General features: G+C 70.9%; 9 protein-coding genes. 5 read left to right on the forward strand and 4 right to left on the reverse strand.

Translation table 11 applies throughout. The annotated features are described in order from the left end of the window. Positions 1-4: 4 nt before the first annotated feature. Positions 5-463, forward strand: coding sequence for a hypothetical protein (locus ACLF5H_RS08290; protein ID WP_421675405.1), 459 nt, complete (start codon positions 5-7; stop codon positions 461-463). 85 nt (positions 464-548) lie between these two features. After that, entirely contained in the window at positions 549-2,375 is a 1,827-nt protein-coding gene (locus ACLF5H_RS08295) for a chitinase (protein WP_421675406.1), read from the forward strand. Here ACLF5H_RS08295 and ACLF5H_RS08300 read toward each other — a convergent pair. Next, entirely contained in the window at positions 2,314-3,012 is a 699-nt protein-coding gene (locus tag ACLF5H_RS08300) for a phosphatase PAP2 family protein (RefSeq protein ID WP_421675407.1), read from the reverse strand. The genes ACLF5H_RS08295 and ACLF5H_RS08300 overlap by 62 nt on opposite strands. 425 nt (positions 3,013-3,437) lie before the next feature. Then, entirely contained in the window at positions 3,438-4,772 is a 1,335-nt protein-coding gene (gene gabT / locus ACLF5H_RS08305; RefSeq protein WP_421675408.1) for a 4-aminobutyrate--2-oxoglutarate transaminase, read from the reverse strand. A 511-nt stretch (positions 4,773-5,283) separates the two neighbouring features. On the opposite strand from gabT, the gene ACLF5H_RS08310 reads away from it, so the two are divergent. The 3 genes from ACLF5H_RS08310 (at position 5,284) to ACLF5H_RS08320 (ending at position 10,665) form a co-directional block, all read left to right on the forward strand. Beyond that, a complete protein-coding gene (locus ACLF5H_RS08310) occupies positions 5,284-7,380 on the forward strand; it encodes an ATP/GTP-binding protein (protein ID WP_421675409.1) in 2,097 nt (698 codons plus the stop codon). A gap of 93 nt (positions 7,381-7,473) precedes the next feature. Then, positions 7,474-9,069: a PucR family transcriptional regulator gene (locus ACLF5H_RS08315; protein ID WP_421675410.1), complete on the forward strand. Its 1,596-nt coding sequence runs from the start codon at positions 7,474-7,476 to the stop codon at positions 9,067-9,069. Between the two features lie 150 nt (positions 9,070-9,219). Continuing rightward, positions 9,220-10,665: an aldehyde dehydrogenase family protein gene (locus tag ACLF5H_RS08320; protein ID WP_421675411.1), complete on the forward strand. Its 1,446-nt coding sequence runs from the start codon at positions 9,220-9,222 to the stop codon at positions 10,663-10,665. Positions 10,666-10,823: 158 nt separating this feature from the next. On the opposite strand, the gene ACLF5H_RS08325 is transcribed toward ACLF5H_RS08320, so the two are convergent. Then, a complete protein-coding gene (locus ACLF5H_RS08325; protein ID WP_421675412.1) occupies positions 10,824-11,237 on the reverse strand; it encodes a hypothetical protein in 414 nt (137 codons plus the stop codon). A gap of 92 nt (positions 11,238-11,329) precedes the next feature. Then, positions 11,330-17,500, reverse strand: coding sequence for a LamG-like jellyroll fold domain-containing protein (locus ACLF5H_RS08330; protein WP_421675413.1), 6,171 nt, complete (start codon positions 17,498-17,500; stop codon positions 11,330-11,332). Between the last annotated feature and the right edge of the window lie 601 nt (positions 17,501-18,101).

Raw genomic sequence — 18,101 nt, forward strand, 5'->3', positions numbered from 1 at the left:
GCTCATGGGCGGGACGAAGACGGCGGTGGAGTGGCTGGCATCCGTGGCACCGGATCCCCGGGGGTGCCGCCGGGAGTGGGAGCGCAATCCGCACGGGGTCGCGCTGCTGCCCGCGGGCCGGGCCTGGGACGTGCTGATCCTCCCGGCCCATCTGGGCCACCCGACGCTGGACGTGCTGACCCGGATGCTCGACAGGACCGGCCCGGTGCTCGCCGACTTCGGCGACAACCGGATCGGGTTCTTCGTGGCGCCGGGCACCGCGGAGCGCTGGCTGGGCACCGGGGTGCGCGCCGCGGGGAACGGCACCTGGATCGTCGTACCGCATCCGGGCCGGGCGAGCCGGGGGGTGCGCTGGCTGGTGCCGCCGGACGGCTCCGGCACGCTGACCGACGCGGCACTGCTGGAACTGGCGATGCACGAGGCGGCGGCCCGCCTGGTGCTGGGGGCGGGGGAGGACGGGTAGCGCGCGCGTCTCTTGACACCGGGATTGGTCTGGACCAAATTGAGTGCCGTTCCACCCTCCAACTCCCCCCTGCCCGGAGGTCTTTGTGGACCGCTCCAGACCCCTGCTCGCCCTCCTCGCGGCCACGGCCCTCGCCGTGCCCGGCCTCACCGCGCTCTCGTCGGCCGCGCGCGCGGCCGACGCGGACGTGCTCCAGAACGGCGGCTTCGAGTCCGGCCTCTCCGGCTGGACCTGCTCCGCCTCCTCCGGTACGGCCGTCAACTCGCCTGTACACAGCGGCAGTTCCGCGCTTCAAGCCACCCCGGCCGGCAGTGACGACGCCCAGTGCGCGCAGACGGTGAGCGTGCAGCCCAACTCCCAGTACACACTGGCCGGTTACGTCCGGGGCTCGTACGTCTACCTGGGCGCGAGCGGCACCGGCACCACCGATGTCTCCACCTGGACCCAGTCGGCGCCGGACTGGCAGAAGCTGAGCACCACCTTCACCACCGGGCCCTCGACCACCAAGGTCACGGTGTACACCCACGGTTGGTACGGCACGGGCGCCTACGGCTCCGACGACCTCTCGCTCACCGGCCCCGGCGGGGGCGGCGGCACCACCCAACCGCCCGCCGTACCGGCCGGGTTGACCGCCTCCTCCGTCACCGCCTCGTCCGTCGCCCTGTCCTGGTCGGCGGTGAGCGGTGCCACCGGGTACGCGGTCTACCGCGACGGCGTCAAGGTCCAGTCGGCGAGCGGGACGTCGGCCACCGTCACCGGGCTCACCGCCTCGACGGCGTACAGCTTCCAGGTCACGGCGGTCAACAGCGCGGGGGAGTCCGCGAAGTCGGCGGCGGTGGTGGTGACCACGAGCACCGGCGGAACGGGCGGCGACCCGGGCGGTGGCGGCTCCGCCGGTCTCCCGGCCCACGCCCTCGTCGGCTACCTCCACGCCAGCTTCGCCAACGGCTCCGGATACACCCGGCTCGCGGACGTCCCCGACAGCTGGGACGTCATCGACCTGGCCTTCGCCGAGCCCACCTCACCGACCTCCGGGGACGTGGAGTTCACCCGCTGCCCGGTCACCGACTGCCCGAACGCCGAGAGCGACACCGACTTCAAGGCGGCGATCAAGGCCAAGCAGGCGGCCGGCAAGAAGGTGCTGATCTCCATCGGCGGCCAGAACGGCCAGGTCCAGCTGACCACCACGGCCGCCCGGGACGCCTTCGTCTCCTCCGTCTCGAAGATCATCGACACCTATGGCCTCGACGGCCTCGACATCGACTTCGAGGGCCACTCGCTGTCCCTGGACACCAGCGACACGGACTTCAAGAACCCCACCACGCCCGTGATCGTCAACCTCATCTCCGCGCTGAAGACCCTGAAGGCCGAGTACGGCGCGAAGTTCGTGCTGACGATGGCCCCGGAGACCTTCTTCGTGCAGAACGGCTACCAGTACTACGGCACCGGCAAATGGGGCGGCCAGGACCCGCGCTGCGGCGCCTACCTCCCGGTGATCTACGCCCTGCGCGACGACCTCACCCTGCTGCACGTCCAGGACTACAACTCCGGCCCGATCATGGGCCTGGACAACCAGTACCACTCCATGGGCGGCGCCGACTTCCACATCGCCATGACCGACATGCTCCTCACCGGCTTCCCGGTGGCGGGCGACCCGAACAACGTCTTCCCGCCGCTGCGCCCCGACCAGGTCGCGATCGGCATGCCCGCCTCCGTCAACGCGGGCAACGGCTATGTCGCCCCGTCCGAGGTCACCAAGACCCTGGACTGCCTGACGAAGAAGACCAACTGCGGCTCGTACACCACCCATGGCACCTGGCCGGATCTGCGCGGCCTGATGACCTGGTCGATCAACTGGGACCACTACTCGAACTGGGAGTTCCAGAAGACGTTCGACGGCTACTTCGGCTGAACCCCGGCAGCGCCCCGAGCGCGGTCAGCAGGGCCGCGCTCAGGCACCAGCTGCCCAGCACGTCCAGCGGCCAGTGGTAGCCATGGCGGACCAGTCCGTACGAGACGCCCAGGACCAGGGCCGCGCAGAGGGCGAGGACGCCCCGGCGGGCCGCGCGGGAGCGGAGCCAGGGCAGCAGCAGGAGGGTCGCGGAGCCGTAGGCCACGGCGGCGGTCGCCGTGTGCCCGGAGGGGAAGTAGCCGGTGGCCGGGGGCACCACGGGGGTCCCCGGCCGGGCGATCCAGTCCTTCAGCGGCACCACGAGCGCCGGGAGCAGCGCCATCAGGACGGCGGCGGCGAGCGGCGGCAGCCACCAGCGGGCGTGCCCGGCGCCGCGCCCCCGCCACAGGGCGTACCCGGCGGCGACGACGAGGACCGGCACGGCGACCTGGACATCGCCGAGGTCGGAGAGGAACTGCGCGAACCCGTCCGGCCGGACCAGGTCCCGGCTGAGGCGGGCGTCCGCGCGCAGCAGCGGGCCGTGGCCGAGGACCTGCCAGGTGAGCAGCAGGAAGAGGACGACGGGGCCCGGGATGCCGAGAAGAAGGACGCGGCGGACGCGGCGGACGCGGCGGGCGCGGTGGACGGGGTGCGACACGGGGGCCAGCTTGGCAGGCGGGCGCGGGCCGGGCCGTACCGGGGCTGTATTCGTGAGCGTGCCCGGAGAAGGAGGTCGGCCGCCCCGGAACAGGGGGGGTGGTCACGGGGCGGCCGTCCGGACCGGAACGTCGCACGCCCCGGGGGGTTTGGGGCGGCGACCGTCCGATCGGTGAGGAGATCCCGGCGTCAGGCGCCGGTTGTGTGCGCGAAGGCACGACCAGGTCGAAGCTGGGGAGGCCCCGGCCTGAGGTCGTCCACGGTCCCCCGTGGACGGGGTGCATCTCTCATCTGGGTAGAACCTACGGCAGGCCGAGGCGCTTGGGCAGACGGATCCCCGTCCCGACATGCACCCCGCACACCTTCTTCACACGGCCTGCCGCAGCCGGAAAACCGGAATCCCGGATACGGGCCGGGACCCGGATCTCAGATACGGGCGAGCGCCTGCTCGACGACGTCCAGACCCTCGTTCAGCAGGTCCTCGCCGATGACCAGCGGGGGCAGGAAGCGGACCACGTTGCCGTAGGTGCCGCAGGTCAGGACCAGCACGCCCTCGGCGTGGCAGGCCTTGGCCAGCGCGGCGGTGGCCTCCGGGTTCGGCTCCTTGGTGGCGCGGTCCTTGACCAGCTCGATGGCGATCATGGCGCCGCGGCCGCGGACCTCGCCGATGATGTCGAACTTCTCGGCCATGGCGGCGAGGCGGCCCTTCATGACCTCCTCGATGTGCTTGGCCCTGGCGTTGAGGTCGAGCTCCTTCATGGTCTCGATGGCGCCGAGCGCACCGGCGCAGGCGACCGGGTTGCCGCCGTACGTGCCGCCCAGGCCACCGGCGTGCGCCGCGTCCATGATCTCGGCGCGGCCGGTCACCGCGGCGAGCGGCAGACCACCGGCGATGCCCTTGGCGGTGGTGATGAGATCCGGGACGATGCCTTCATCCTCGCAAGCGAACCACTGCCCGGTCCGGCAGAACCCGCTCTGGATCTCATCGGCGACGAAGACGATCCCGTTGTCGGCGGCGTACTGGCGGATCGCGGGCAGGAAGCCCTTGGCCGGCTCGATGAAGCCGCCCTCGCCGAGCACCGGCTCGATGATGATCGCGGCCACGTTCTCCGCGCCGACCTGCTTGCTGATCTGGTCGATGGCCTGCTTGGCGGCCTCGGGACCGGCGTGCTCCGCACCGGTCGGCCAGCGGTAGCCGTAGGCGACCGGGACGCGGTACACCTCGGGCGCGAACGGGCCGAAGCCGTGCTTGTACGGCATGTTCTTCGCGGTCAGCGCCATGGTCAGGTTGGTGCGCCCGTGGTACCCGTGGTCGAACACGACGACGGCCTGCCGCTTGGTGTACGCCCGCGCGATCTTCACGGCGTTCTCGACGGCCTCGGCGCCGGAGTTGAACAGCGCGGACTTCTTGGCGTGGTCACCCGGCGTCAGCTCGGCCAGCGCCTCGGCGACGGCCACGTAGCCCTCGTACGGGGTGACCATGAAACAGGTGTGGGTGAAGTCCGCGAGCTGGGCGGAGGCACGGCGTACGACGGCCTCGGCGGAGGCGCCGACGCTGGTCACGGCGATACCGGAGCCGAAGTCGATCAGGCTGTTGCCGTCCACGTCCTCGATGACACCGCCGCCGGCGCGCGTGACGAAGACCGGCAGCGTGGAGCCCACGCCCTGGGCGACCACGGCGGTGCGGCGGGCCTGCAGCTCCTGCGACTTCGGGCCGGGGATGGCGGTGACGACGCGGCGCTCCTGCGGAAGTGCGGTCATGCGGGGCTCCTGGGGGTAATACGGACGCTTGCCTTCTTTTCTCGCAGGCTAAGGCGGGTGCGGGGAGGTGGGCATGCTCCATGTGGGCGCTGTACGCCGCCGCGGTTGTCCGCGGTGGACATAGCGAGCGTACGACCGTCCGGCCCCCTCGACGCCTCCTCCGGCCCCGCAACCCCCGAACTCCCCTCCCCAGGCACTAGATTGCTCGCTGACGGTGGACGGATCGGCTGGTCAGGGGGCAGGGCGGATGCACAACGACGAAACCCACAACACTCGCAAAACCCACCCGGGCCCGGTACCCCATCCGACCCACCCCCCAGAAGCGACGGCCCTCCCCCCCAAACCGACGGCCCCTCCTGCCACACCGGCGCCCGCCGACGGCTCGGCTTTCCTGCGGTGGCTGCGCACCCCCCGCCCGGAAGCCGCCCCTGGCCTCTGGCGTTTCGGGTACCGTCCGCGCCCCCAGGAGAGCGACGGCAAAGTCTCCGACCGCGCGCTGCTGACGGGAGCCGTGGGTGCCCTGCTGGCAGCCCTCCTCGTGTGGTCGCTCTGGGTCAACAATCTGGTGCCGCACAAGAGGATCCTGCTGGAACTGGTCACGCCGTCCGACTGGTGGGGCATCGATCCGCCGCGCGCGGCTTTCACCGCCAGTGCCATCTACGACAGCCTCTTCGCCACGCTCGTTCTGTACTACTTCGCGCGTGTGGGCAACTGGAAAGAGGTGCTCCGCCGGTATGTCACCGACCGGCCGCAGCCGTCGCGCGCGCTACGCGCCGCCGTCCTCGGGGCACTCCTCGCCTGGCTGGTCGCCTGGCACGGTTTTCTGTCGTACTACAAGCTCGCCGTGAGCGTGACGCCGGGCAGTTGGCTCTTTGTGTCAGGGGATGCCGTCGCCACGCTGGACCGGCTCAAGATGCTCAAGACCGTGCTCACGCTGCTGATCTTTTGGCCGCTCGCCGTGGCGGGCGACTGGAGGGGATTGTTCCGCGGTCGGCGAGGCGCCGCCCGACAGGTGGCCGACGGCCCAGGGAAAGAACCGGTCGCCGAGGACACGGACTGGCCCGACCTCCATGCCTACGGCCAGCACGCCGTGGCCGAGCGGCTGACCGAGGAGGCGCGTACGGGGCGGATGAACGATGTGGACTGCGCGAGGATCCGTCGTGCCTGGTCCTCGGTCGTGGCCGACCCGGCGCGTCTGAACGCGTTCACGTCCGCCGTGTTCAGCGACGGGGCCCGGGCCTGCCTGCATCCCTCCGGGCAGCGTGACCTTCCCGGCCGCACCACCCTCCATGACCTGCTGACCTCCCAGGTACGCATCGGCCGGTACGCAGACACGGAGCGCACACCCGCTGCTCAGCGCGCCGCAGGTGCTGCCGTGGACCCCGGCACGCTGGGCACGTCGCTGCTTGTGGTGGGCCCCTCCGGCTCGGGCAAGACCGCCCGTCTGGTGCGGCCCATCGCGGAGTCCCTCGCCCTCCAGGCGCTGTCGGGGCAGGCGGCCCTCGTCATGGTGGGCGCCGCCGGATCGGCCATGGGCGCGGATCACGGCTACGACGTCGTGATCAAGCCGGGGGACCGCACATCGGAGCATGATTTCGATCTCTACGGTGGGACGGACGACCCCGACGAGGCGGCCAGCCTCCTCGCGGACGCCCTGGCCGGAGACTGGTCCGAGGTCGAGCTGCGGCGCGCGGTGACCGTGCTGACCCAGCTTCTCGGGCCGTTCCGCACGGTCCACGGCCGGTTCCCGTCCGTGTCCGAACTGCGGGAACTGCTGGACGCGGAGCCGTCGGCGCTGAACCGGCTGAAGTCGATGCTCGACCCGCACAAGCACTCCCTGCTGCACCGGGAGTTGGACGCGCGAGTGCGGCAGGCCGGCAATCCGGGAGACGTCGGAATAGCGCTTGCCGACCGGCTCGGCTGCCTGGACCGTCCCGTGTTCGCGGGATTCTTCGACACTTCGGACCGTGCGCGGCCCTTCACTCTGCGGTCGCTCGACCACCCCCTGCGAGTAAGGATCGACCTGCCGGAGCGGACCCACCCCGAAGCCGCCCAGCTGCTGGCTCGACTGGTGATCGCCCAGTTCACGGCGAGCATGGCGACACGGGTGGATCGTTCGCTGTTCGCCTGTCTGGTCCTGGACGACGCGGCGCATGCGATCACCTCCGGGTCGGTACGCGCCCTGCGCAGGCTCCGGGACAGCCGTGCGGGTGTGGTCCTGAGCCTGCGGTCCCTGGCCGATGTGCCCGAACACCTGAGGCAGCCGCTGATCGCGGCGGTCGGCTGTCACGCCGCCTGCTCGGGAATCACGACCTGGGAGGGTGCGCTGTTCGCGCAGGCGTGGGGCACGGAGTGGGTGGAGACGACGGAGGTCGCCAAGCACACGGTGTTCGCGGACCAGCCACTGACCCGGATGATCCACGCCGTCCGGAAACTGGGTACCGGCAAGCCGGTGACCACGGACGCGGTCACCGTCCGCCAAGTAGAACGCGAACGCTGGTCCGCCTCCGAGTTGGCGCACGGGGTTCCGGCCGGGCACGCGGTGTTGTCGTTGACCAGTGTGCGGGGGGAGCACGCGCCGCCGTTGTTGGTGGATCTCAGGGGGTGAAGCGGCCAGCGGGGGACCGTACGGTGAGGCAGAATCGGGGAAGGCCGTTGGTACGCGGCGGCCAAGACAGATCTCCGTCACCGTGAAGGCACCATGCCCCCGACGCTCGCCTCGCTCGTCCACCACTCGGCGCTGAAGCTGACCGTCCGGGCCGGCGCCGACCGCCTCGACGTGCCCGTGCGCTGGGCCCACGTCAGCGAGCTGGCCGACCCCGTGCCCTACATGGAGGGCGGCGAGCTGCTCCTGATCACCGCGCTCAAGCTGGACGCGGAGGACCCGGAGGCCATGCGCCGGTACGTACGGCGGCTGGCAGGCGCCGGCGTCGTCGGGCTCGGCTTCGCCGTCGGGGTCAATTACGAGGAGATCCCGAAGGCCCTCGTGGACGCCTGCGCGGACGAACCCCTGCCGCTGCTCGAAGTCCCCCGCCGCACCCCCTTCCTCGCCATCAGCAAGGCCGTCTCCGCCGCCATCGCCGCCGACCAGTACCGCGCCGTCACCGCCGGCTTCGCCGCCCAGCGCGAGCTGACCAAGCAGGCCCTGAACTCCGGCCCCGAGGGCCTGCTCACCGCCCTCGCCGCCCAGGTCGACGGCTGGGCCGCGCTCTACGACGCCTCCGGCACCGTCGTCGCCGCCGCCCCCGACTGGTCCGGCCGCCGCGCCGCCCGCCTCACCGGCGAGGTGGAGCGGCTCAGGGAACGGCCCGCGCCCGCCTCCTCCGTGGTCGGCGGACCCGAGCACGAGGACCGCGTCGAGCTGCACTCCCTCGGCACCGGCCGCCGTCCCCGCGCCGCCCTCGCCGTCGGCACCGCCGCCGCCCCCGGCACCGCCGAGCGGTACGCCGTCCATTCCGCCATCGCCCTGCTCACCCTCACCACCGAGCGCTCCCGCTCCCTGCACGCCGCCGAGCAGCGCATCGGCACCGCCGTGCTGCGCATGCTGCTCGCCGGGGAACCCGACCACGCCCGCGCCGTGGCCGGCGACCTGTACGGCGGACTGCTGGACGCCCCGTTCCGGATGATCGTCGCCGACCCGGTGCCCGGCGCCCGGACCGGCGCGAGCGGCGGCGACCGGCTCGGCACCCTCGCGGAGATCCTGGAGGCCGCCGCCGCGCGCTCCGGCGAGGCGGTACTGGTCGTACCGGAGGGCGAGCGGCTCGTCGTACTCGCCGCGGACGGTGGCGCGGCGGTCGCCGCCTGCGTCGCCCGCGCCGCCGAGCTGGAGGCGGCCCGTACCAGCCCCGAGCACGCGGGCACCGACGAGGACGAGATCGTCGTGGGGCTGTCCGCCCCGGCCGGTCCGATCGCCGCCGCGGCCGCCTACAAGCAGGCCGAGCAGTCCCTGTCGGTCGCCCGGCGCCGGGGCCGGGTCCTGGTCGAGCACGAGCAGCTGGCCGCCGGATCCGTGCTGCCGCTGCTCGCCGACGACGCGGTGAAGGCGTTCGCCGACGGACTGCTGCGGCCGCTGTACGAGCATGACGCCACCGGCCGCGGCGATCTGGTCGCCTCGCTGCGCGCCTGGCTCTCCCGGCACGGGCAGTGGGACGCGGCCGCCGCCGACCTGGGCGTGCACCGGCACACGCTGCGCTACCGGATGCGCCGGGTCGAGGAGATCCTCGGGCGCTCGCTGGACGACCCCGACGTACGCATGGAGCTGTGGCTCGCGCTGAAGGCCACCTCGACCGACCAGTAACCGAGGCAGTAGTCCAATCAGTAGTGCCCGCCGCCCCTACTGCTACGGCACGGACAAGCGACCCCCGGCCCCCGCCGCCCTACCGTGGAGCACGAAAGCCAAGGACGCCCCCAAAGACGCCCCCAAACGCGGAAAGGCCGGGAATCGCACATGACTTCCACCCACGCCTTCTGGCTCGCCGGCCGCCAGGTCACCGGCGACACCACCTTCGACGTCACCTCGTCGTGGGACGGCCGGCTCGTCGGCACCGTCAGCGTGCCGACCGACGCCCAGGTCGAGGAGGCCGTGGCCGCCGCGTACGCCGCCCGCGACGAGTTCGCGGCCACCCCCGCGCACGTACGGGCCGCCGCCCTCGACCACGTGGCCAAGCGCCTGATCGAGCGCACCGAGGAGATCGGTCAGCTGATCTCCGCGGAGAACGGCAAGCCCATCAAGTGGGCCCGCGGCGAGGTCGGCCGTGCCGCCTCGGTGTTCCGCTGGGCCGCCGAGGAGGCCCGCCGGTTCAACGGCGGCGAGGCCCAGCGCCTCGACACCGACGGCGGCGGCGAGGGCCGCCTCGCGCTGGTGAGGCGCTTCCCGAAGGGCGTCGTGCTCGGCATCGCGCCGTTCAACTTCCCGCTGAACCTGTGCGCCCACAAGATCGCCCCGGCGATCGCGGCCGGTGCCCCGATCATCCTCAAGCCGGCCCCGGCCACCCCGCTGTCCGGCCTGGTCATCGGCGAGCTGCTGGCCGAGACCGAGCTGCCGGCCGGCTCCTGGTCGATCCTGCCGGTCGCCAACGACAAGATGCCCGCCCTGGTCCAGGACGAGCGGCTGCCGGTCATCTCCTTCACGGGTTCCGAGAAGGTCGGCTACGCGATCATGGACTCGGTGCCGCGCAAGCACTGCACCCTGGAGCTGGGCGGCAACGGCGCGGCCGTCGTCCTCGGCGACTTCTCCTCGGACGCCGACCTGGACTGGGCCGCGAACCGCATCGCGACCTTCTCCAACTACCAGGGCGGCCAGTCCTGCATCTCCGTGCAGCGCGTGATCGTGGACGCCCCGGTGTACGACCGGCTGCTGCCGCGCATCGTCGCCGCCGTCGAGGCCCAGGTCACCGGCGACCCGAACGACCCCAAGACCGATGTCGGCCCGCTGGTCAGCGAGGACGCCGCCCAGCGCGTGGAGTCCTGGGTCAAGGAGGCCGTCGAGGCCGGTGCCGCGCTGCTCACCGGCGGCGACCGCGACGGCGCCTCGTACGCGCCGACCGTCCTCACCGACCTGCCCTCGGACGTCACCCTGGCCCGCGAGGAGGTCTTCGGACCGGTCCTCAGCGTGCAGAAGGTGCACGGCGAGGCCGAGGCGTTCGCCGCGGTCAACGACTCCAAGTACGGCCTCCAGGCGGGCGTGTTCACCCACGACCTGCAGGCCGCCTTCCGCGCCCACCGCGCCCTCGAGGTCGGCGGCGTGGTGATCGGCGACGTCCCGTCCTACCGCGCCGACCAGATGCCCTACGGCGGCGCCAAGCAGTCCGGCGTCGGCCGCGAGGGCGTCCGCTCCGCGATGGAGGACTACACCTACGAGCGCGTCCTCGTCCTGACGGGCCTCGCGCTCTGACCTGCCGGCAGGTCACATGAACCGACCTGCGACGAACAGGTCGAACCTTGAACGGCCGGTGCCCACTGTGCGGGGGCACCGGCCGTTCCCGTGTCCGCCAGGGCCGCTCGTTCGGATCAGACCGGTTTCGCGGACAAAAGCCCCTGGAACCGCCGGGTCTAGAACCGCCGGGTGGCGACGGCCGGTCCGTCGGAGGCGTACACGGTCACCCGGTCGTGGCCCGTGCCGCTCTGCCAGGCCCGGTAGGCCGCGGCGATCTGTCCGGCCTGCGAGGTGTAACTGCTCGCGAAGCGGCTGTCCCAGTCGGTGTATATCTCGACCCGCCGGTCGCCGGTGTGGGCGGTCAGCCGGGTGACGTGTCGGGCGGCGGCTCGCTCCGCCGCGGTCCCCTCCTGCTCGACCCAGAGTCTGAACGTACTCGCCTCCGAGGTCGGTACGGCCTCCGTCGTGGCTAAGGACGTGCCGTGGGCGGGGGCGATCCTCGTCGCGTGCGCGCCGTCTTCCGCGCTCACGACCGCGCCCACGGCGGCCATGGCGAGGATGCCGCCCGCGATCAGCTTTCCCTTGTGCATGGTGAAGATCCCCGTTCGAGTCATCGTCTTGGCATGCGTGGTCCCCGCCGCTTCGGGTGCGAGCGGCGGGGACCACGCCTGCGGTGCTGGAATCAGTGGAGTGCGCTGACCTCGGTCGCCGACAGCGTCCGCGGGTACACGTGGACATCGGCCACGGAGCCGGGGAACGCCAGGTACGGGGTCGTGGCGGAGGCGCTGTTGACGCAGCCGCCGACGGTCAGCGGCATGGAGGAGTCGTACTGGGGGCTGAGGTTGGTGGCGGTCCCCACGAGGGCGCCGTTCTGGTAGAGGGCCATGTTGCCGCTGCTGGTACTACCGGCGACCGGTGCCCGGAAGGTGGCGACCAGATGGGTCCAGGTGCCGACCGGGGCGCTGTTGCTGTCTCCTTCGGCGGTGGGGAAGTCGGCGTTCTCGTCGTTGGTGGTCGTGGTCTGGAACATCCAGGCGGCACTGGGTTTGTCGTACGACAGGTAGAAGGACTGGTGCTGTGTGGTGCCCTGGCAGACGGCGGTGGTGCCGAGGGCCGAGTTGATCTTGACCCAGGCGGAGACGGTGTAGTCGCCGAGCGTGTCCACCGCGCTCTGCTTGCTCTTGAGGAAGCCGGAGCTGCCGTCGAAGGCGGCGCTGCCGGACAGCCCGCCGGGCGCGTCGGTGCCGAAGCCGACGCTGCCGGACGGGGTGAACGCGTTGAGGGACCCGGTGTCGGCGCCGTCGGAGGAGAGCTTCCACTCGTCCTCGGGCATGCCCTTGTCCCACCCGGACGGCACCATCACGCTGCCCGCGCTCGCGTCGCCCGCCGCCATGGCGTACGGGTAGACCTGCACGTCGGAGACGGAGCCGGGGAAGGCGTTGTACGGGGAGGTCGCGTCAGGGGTGTTGACGCAGCCGCCGATGGTCAGGGGCATGGAGGAGTCGTACTGCGGGGTGGGGTTGGTGGCGGTGCCCATCAGGGTGCCGTTCTGATAGATCGACATCACCCCGGTGGTGTCGTCCCCGTCGACGGGGGCCGTGTAGGTGACCAGGAGGTGTGTCCAGGTGCCCAGGGCCCCGGTGCCGGCGTCTCCTTCCGCGGTGGGGAAGTCGGAAGCGTCGTCGTCGGTGGTCGTGGTCTGGAACATCCAGCCCTTGTTGTCCCTGTCGTAGCCGAGATAGAACGCCTGGTGCTGGCTGGTGCCCTCGCAGACGGCGGTCGCGGGTCCGGCCGCCGAGTCGAGTTTCACCCAGGCGGAGACGGTGTAGTCGGCGAGGGTGTCGACGGCCGTGTGGTCGCTCTCCAGGAATCCGGTGCTGCCGTCGAACGAGGTGGCGGCGGTGGGCGCGTTGACCGCGTCCGGCCCGGCCGCGTTGAAGGTCGCCGCGCCGACGGCGGTGAACGGGTTGTCCCCGCGCGCGTCGGTGCCGTCCGCGGACAGCTCCCACTCGTTGTCGGGGGTGTCGCCGCCGGTGGCGAGCGGCACGATCAGGTTCGGCGCGATGGCGACGACATCGGTGTTCGTGTCGGTCAGGTAGAGACCGGCGAGGTCGGCGTAGTACGCGTCGGAGGGGTTGCCGCCGGAGAGGTCGGCCGCCTTCACGGTCGACGAGGTGGCGGTGCCGTCCGTGGAGACCGCCGACGCGAAGTCGATGACCTGCGACGGGTAGTTGTCGAGCAGGTAGCTGTTGACCTGCTCGCGGGCGGTTTCCTGGGCTGCGGTGCCGGGGTGGGCGGCGGTGAACGGCGGGATGGTGGTGAGGTAGACGGTGATGTTCGAGTTCTGGGTCACCGGCTGCCCGTTGACGAAGGACTGCCCGTCGTCGCTGTAGTACGAACTCAGCTGGCTGTTGAGCGCCTCCAGGCCGTGTTCGACGTTCGTGGCGCAGGTGTTGGCGTCGCCGGTGCAGTTGAGCAGGTCGGTGGCGCCGGTGGAGACGAGTACGGTGCGCACGTTGCCCTGGGCCAGCACATTGCGGTCCACCGGGTTGAGCGCGTTGGCGGGATCGGCGTCGTTGGTGATCTGCGGGAGCAGGTTGTTGCTCAGACTGCCGCTGTTCGTACCGGCGTTGAGGATGCCGTAGTCGACGGATCCGTCCCCGTTGGTGTCCTGGACGATGGCGTCGGTGATGGCGTCGCTGAGGTGGTGCCGGCCGTCGTTCGTCCCGGTGTCGGCGTTGACGCTCTGGTCGCCGTAGAGGACCAGGGAACCGGTCGGGGCGGTGGTGGGCGTGGTGACGTCGATACCGGCCAGGTACGGCAGTCCGGTGTACGTCGTCTGCGTGAAGTTGCCGGCCGCGGTGTCACCGGTGCGGTTGGCCGCGTCGCTGACCCACACCGGGGTCTGGGCCGTGGCGTGGCCGGACATGGCGGACACCGAGCCGTGCACCTGCACGCTGACCAGCAAGGTCGCCTGCTGAGCGACGGTCAGCGTCACCGGGTCGCTGGTGACGTCGCCGCCCGCCGGGACGGTGACGGACGTGCTGCCGCCGAAGGTCAGCGGGGTCGGCGCCGCGGCCGCCGCGGCACCGCCCGCGGTGGTGTCCTGCGGGGCGACGGAGGCCGCGTCGAAGGTCACCGGGGCGGTGCCCTTCGCGTTCGACAGGTGGATGCGCACCCCGTTGCCGGCATCGGACCCGTCGTCGTCATTGGTCCCGATGCTGACGTGCGCCGGGATGCGCAGCGTCTGCCCGTTGACGGTCGCGGCGCTGCCGCCGGACTGCTGCACCTTGGCGGTGTCCGGGACGGAGGAGTAGGTGCCGACCCAGTGCCGGGCGGTCGTCCCGCTGCCGGTGACGGTCAGCGGGCGCAGGCCGAGACCGAGGATGTGCAGCGAGGGCTGGCCGGCCTGGACACCATTGGTGAACAGGGGCAGGGAGATGCTGCTGACGACGGAACCGGGGCAGGCCAGCGGCACACTGACCGCGTAGATCTTCGGGCTGGAGCTGGGGCTGGTCTGGGTGTTGTCCTTGTGGTTCTCGTGGACCAGGGTCAGCGAGGCCGCGGAGGTCGGCCCGCTGATCCAGTCGGGCACGGTGTCCAGGTGGTACGCCTGGTCGGTCGGGTTGCCGTCCGCGTCCAGGCAGTTGTCCTTGGCGTAGGTGATGGTGCCGCCCGCTCCCTTGGCCGCGCCGCCGGTGGCGAAGGCGAGGAAGACCACGGCGTCACCGGTGTTCACCGCACCGCTGCCCGGCAAGGTGACGGTCTGGCCGGAGGCGAGCATGTTGTCGTAGGTGCCGGTGCCGAACTTCGGCAGCGTGACGGTGGCGCCGTCCACGGTGACCGTCTTGCCGCTCTGCCATCCCGACGTGCTCGTCAGATCGGCGGAGTTGATGCTGTTGCCGGATCCGTCGGCGTCGGCGGTGCTGGTCGTCGTCGTGAACGTGCTGGTGGCGGTGTTGTTCAGGCAGCTGCTGGTGGCGTTGATCGCGCACGTCAGCGCGGGCCCGAGCCGCAGCACGTCGACACCCGCCTGGAACCCGGAGGAACTGGGGTTCTTGCCGGTCAGGGTGAGGGTCAGCGTGTGGACGCCCTGCTTGAGGGTGAGCAGCTGACCGCTGGAGTCCTTCGGCACACCGAGGTTGAGGAACTGGGTGGTGACGTAGGAGTTGTAGGCGTCGTAGCCGCTGATCAGCGTCGACTGCGTGGGCTTGCCCGCGTCCAGGACCAGCCGGTAGATGCCGTAGTCCTTGGCCTTGGTCAGGTTGGCCCCGAAGCTCCAGGGGCCGTCCTTCGGGACGTCGAAGCCGAGGGTGACGCTGTCACCGGAGACGACCTTGGAGGTGCTGCTCCTGTTGCCGAGGAACGCCTGGTAGCCGTCGGCGAACTCGTAGCCGCTCCCCGCGGCCTGGCTGGTCAGCTGACCACCCTTGGTGCTGGTCGTCGCCGCGGGCACGGCGGTGGTGGTGCCGTCGGTGTTGGTGGCCGTCCAGCCGGTGACCATCTTGTCGCCGTAGGCGTACGCCGGGGTGCTGCTACCCGCGTAGAAGGCGTACGGCGTCTGGGTGAGGGACGTCGAGCCCGCCTGGTCCACGGCCTTGGCGTACAGCGTGTGGGGGCCCGTCGTGGCCGGGGCGAAGACGGGTGAGGCGCTGCCGTTGACGACCGCGGTGCCGGTGCCGGAGGCGTTGTCGGAACTGACGTAGTACGGCACGCCGGGCGTGATCTTCGTACTCGTGGTCCATTTGGTGACGCTGCTGCTGTACACCGTGTTGCCGAGCGTGCCGTCCAGGGCGAACAGGTAGCCGGTGATGTTGTTGGTGTGGTTGTTGCTGAGGGTGAAGGTGCCCTTGTCGCCGTAGGCGGCACCGATCTGCTTGGCCGGGAACTGACTCGATGTCACCGTCGGTGCCGGGGGAGCGGTGGTGTCGACGGTGAAGGTCTGCGTCTTCGTCCAGATGCCGGAGCCGGTCCCGGCCCAGTATCCGGCCGCGTTCTGCGCGGTGGCCTTCCAGGTGTAGGTGCCGTCCGGCAGGCTCGGCGTGGTCCAGTCGCTGCCGTTGGTGTTGTACCGGGCGCGCTTCTTCGAGTCCGTGCTGGGGCCGAAGCCCTGGTGCACCAGCGTGCCGGAGGAGTTGTAGACGTTGTACTCCATGCGCACCAGCTCGCTGCCGCCGGCCAGGTCGGGGTCGACCGCGCGCGCGGACAGCGTCGGGGTGTGCGTGGTGGTCATCGTCTTGCCCATGCTCACCGTGGACGGCTTGATGGCGGGAGTGCCGGTGCCGTTCTTGAGCTTGGGCCGGTAGCTGTAGGTGACCGACATGGTGGCGCCGCCGCCGTAGGCGAGCTGCTTCCACTGCGTGGCGTCGTTCATGTCGGGGGACTGGACCATCATCGTCATGCTCTTCCAGCCGCCGGCCGCCGCGCTCTGCGCGCGTGAGGTCACGTCGAACTCGAGCGAGGGCGGGCTGACCCAGGAGTTGGCGCCGTTGGTCACCGGGCAGGTGCCGGCCTCATGACTCTTCGGATTGGTGCCCAGCGCGCCGGTGCTCTTGTCGGGCTCGTGGCCCCAGTACAGCGAGGACGAACTCCACCCGGCGGGGCGGCCGGTGCCATAGACGGCGGCCGGGGTGTCGGAGCAGGAGGCGGCGGACAGCTGCTTCACATACAGCGAGGCGTGGGTGACGACGGCGCCCTTGATGCCGCTGGTGTTGATCTGGTAGTACGTGCGCGCCCGTTCGCCGTTGCCGGGGGCGGAGTTGTCCCACCCCTCGCGGGCGTTGGTGGAACCCGAGGTGGACGTCGAGTTGTAGACGTTCCACCCGTTGTCGGAGATCCGCGCCCAGTCCAGCTGGGACGGGCGGCCGCTCCACTCGGGGTCGATGTAGACCGGGTAGGTGGTGCTCTTGGCGGAGAGCAGTTTTTCGTCCACGCCCAGCAGCTGCCTGCCGGACGTGAGGCTCACCTGGACCTTGGCGCGGTGCTTGCCCACCTTGGCCGCCGTGCGGTGCTCGGCACGGGCCGATGTCGCGGTCCTGGTGCGGGCCAGGGGCGCGGCGGCGGCCTTCTGCCCGGTGCTGTCCCACATCAGCGCGGTGTCGCTGTGGAAAACCGTTTTGCCGGTGCGCTTGTCCGTGGCCTGGGCTCCGCCGTCGCGCGTGGTGGCCAGCTTGACCCCGCTCGACGCGGTACCGAACTCCAGGTGCCGCAGGCGTGGATTCGCCGCCGCCTTGGCGGACTTGACCACGAGGACCGAGGAGTAGCCGGAGGCGTCCGCGGTCAGCTGGAGGTCCACCTGGGGCAGCACCTCGGGGTAGGTGGCGGTGTCACCGGACACCACCGGCGCGGGCAGGGTGCCCGGCCAGGAGAAGCCCAGCTTGTCCTTGGCGCTGCGCATCGTGACCAGCGCACCCGAACCGCCGCCGGAGAAGGCCACGTCCGTGACGGCGGCCTTGGGCGCCCAGCTCCCGTCGGACCGCCGGACCAGCGTGGTGTCGATCGGCACCCACTTTCCGTCCTGGAGGGTGCGCTGCGGCATGGAGGAGTCGGTGCGGGTGAAGGTGCCGTCCGGATTGGCCGTCACCACCGTCCCCGTGTCGGTGAGCTGATCGACCGTCACCGGCTTGCCCGTGGCCTTCGCGCGGGCCGACGCCGACTCGGTGGCGTTGAGGCTGCGGTGACCCCCCGATGTGCCGGACTCCGTGTGCGGCGAGCGGGTGGGCGCGGCCGGCGCCGCCTGGGCCACCACCGCCGAGGTCAGCGACCCGGCGGCGAGGGCCGCGGCCACGGCGACGGCGACGGGTCTGGACTTGAGACGTCTGGATGCCCGTAGCGCCGGGCGAAAAGCTGACATCGAGGTTGGGGTCCTTCGCGGGACTCAGGCGGCCCCCCCTTGGGTCCGCGCCGCTGTGCATTCTGAATGCAAGGAGCAGCCGGAAGCATCGACAAATGGCCGGTGAGCCCTTGTGTCTGGCTGATTTTCGACGCATTCAGATGGCCCGCCCTGGGGTCCGCGTGACCATTTCGGCATGATTTTGCCGGGTAGATTCAAGGTGAAGAAAAGCCACTTCAGAGGTGGTTTTGTGGGGCGTTGTGCCTGGTCCCTGGGGTCGGGCATACCGCGCGAGCGCGCGAGCCGAGGCGTTTGCGGCGAGTCCAGGGCGCTGTATTCGGCACCTGAGTGAGCGCCATCGACACAGGCGTGTCCTATTCCCGACCATGGAACGCACAAGTCCGTTCCATTCAAAGCAATTCCTTTACCATTTCACCAAAGATCCTTTGCTGTGTGTGCTGAACCGACCGCTTAGCGTGAAGCTTTGCGGGGGGTGTGATCCAGATGTGCCCCTGCTTTGGCATGCCCTCAAACCGCCCAAGCCCCCTGAGTGCTTGGGCGCGCGAGGTGCTGGGGAGGGGATTGCGCAACATGGCTCGGGTTTCGTGGTGGAGACGCGGCG

The organism is Streptomyces sp. LaBMicrA B280 (assembly GCF_049222185.1).
Classification (GTDB): domain Bacteria; phylum Actinomycetota; class Actinomycetes; order Streptomycetales; family Streptomycetaceae; genus Streptomyces; species Streptomyces murinus.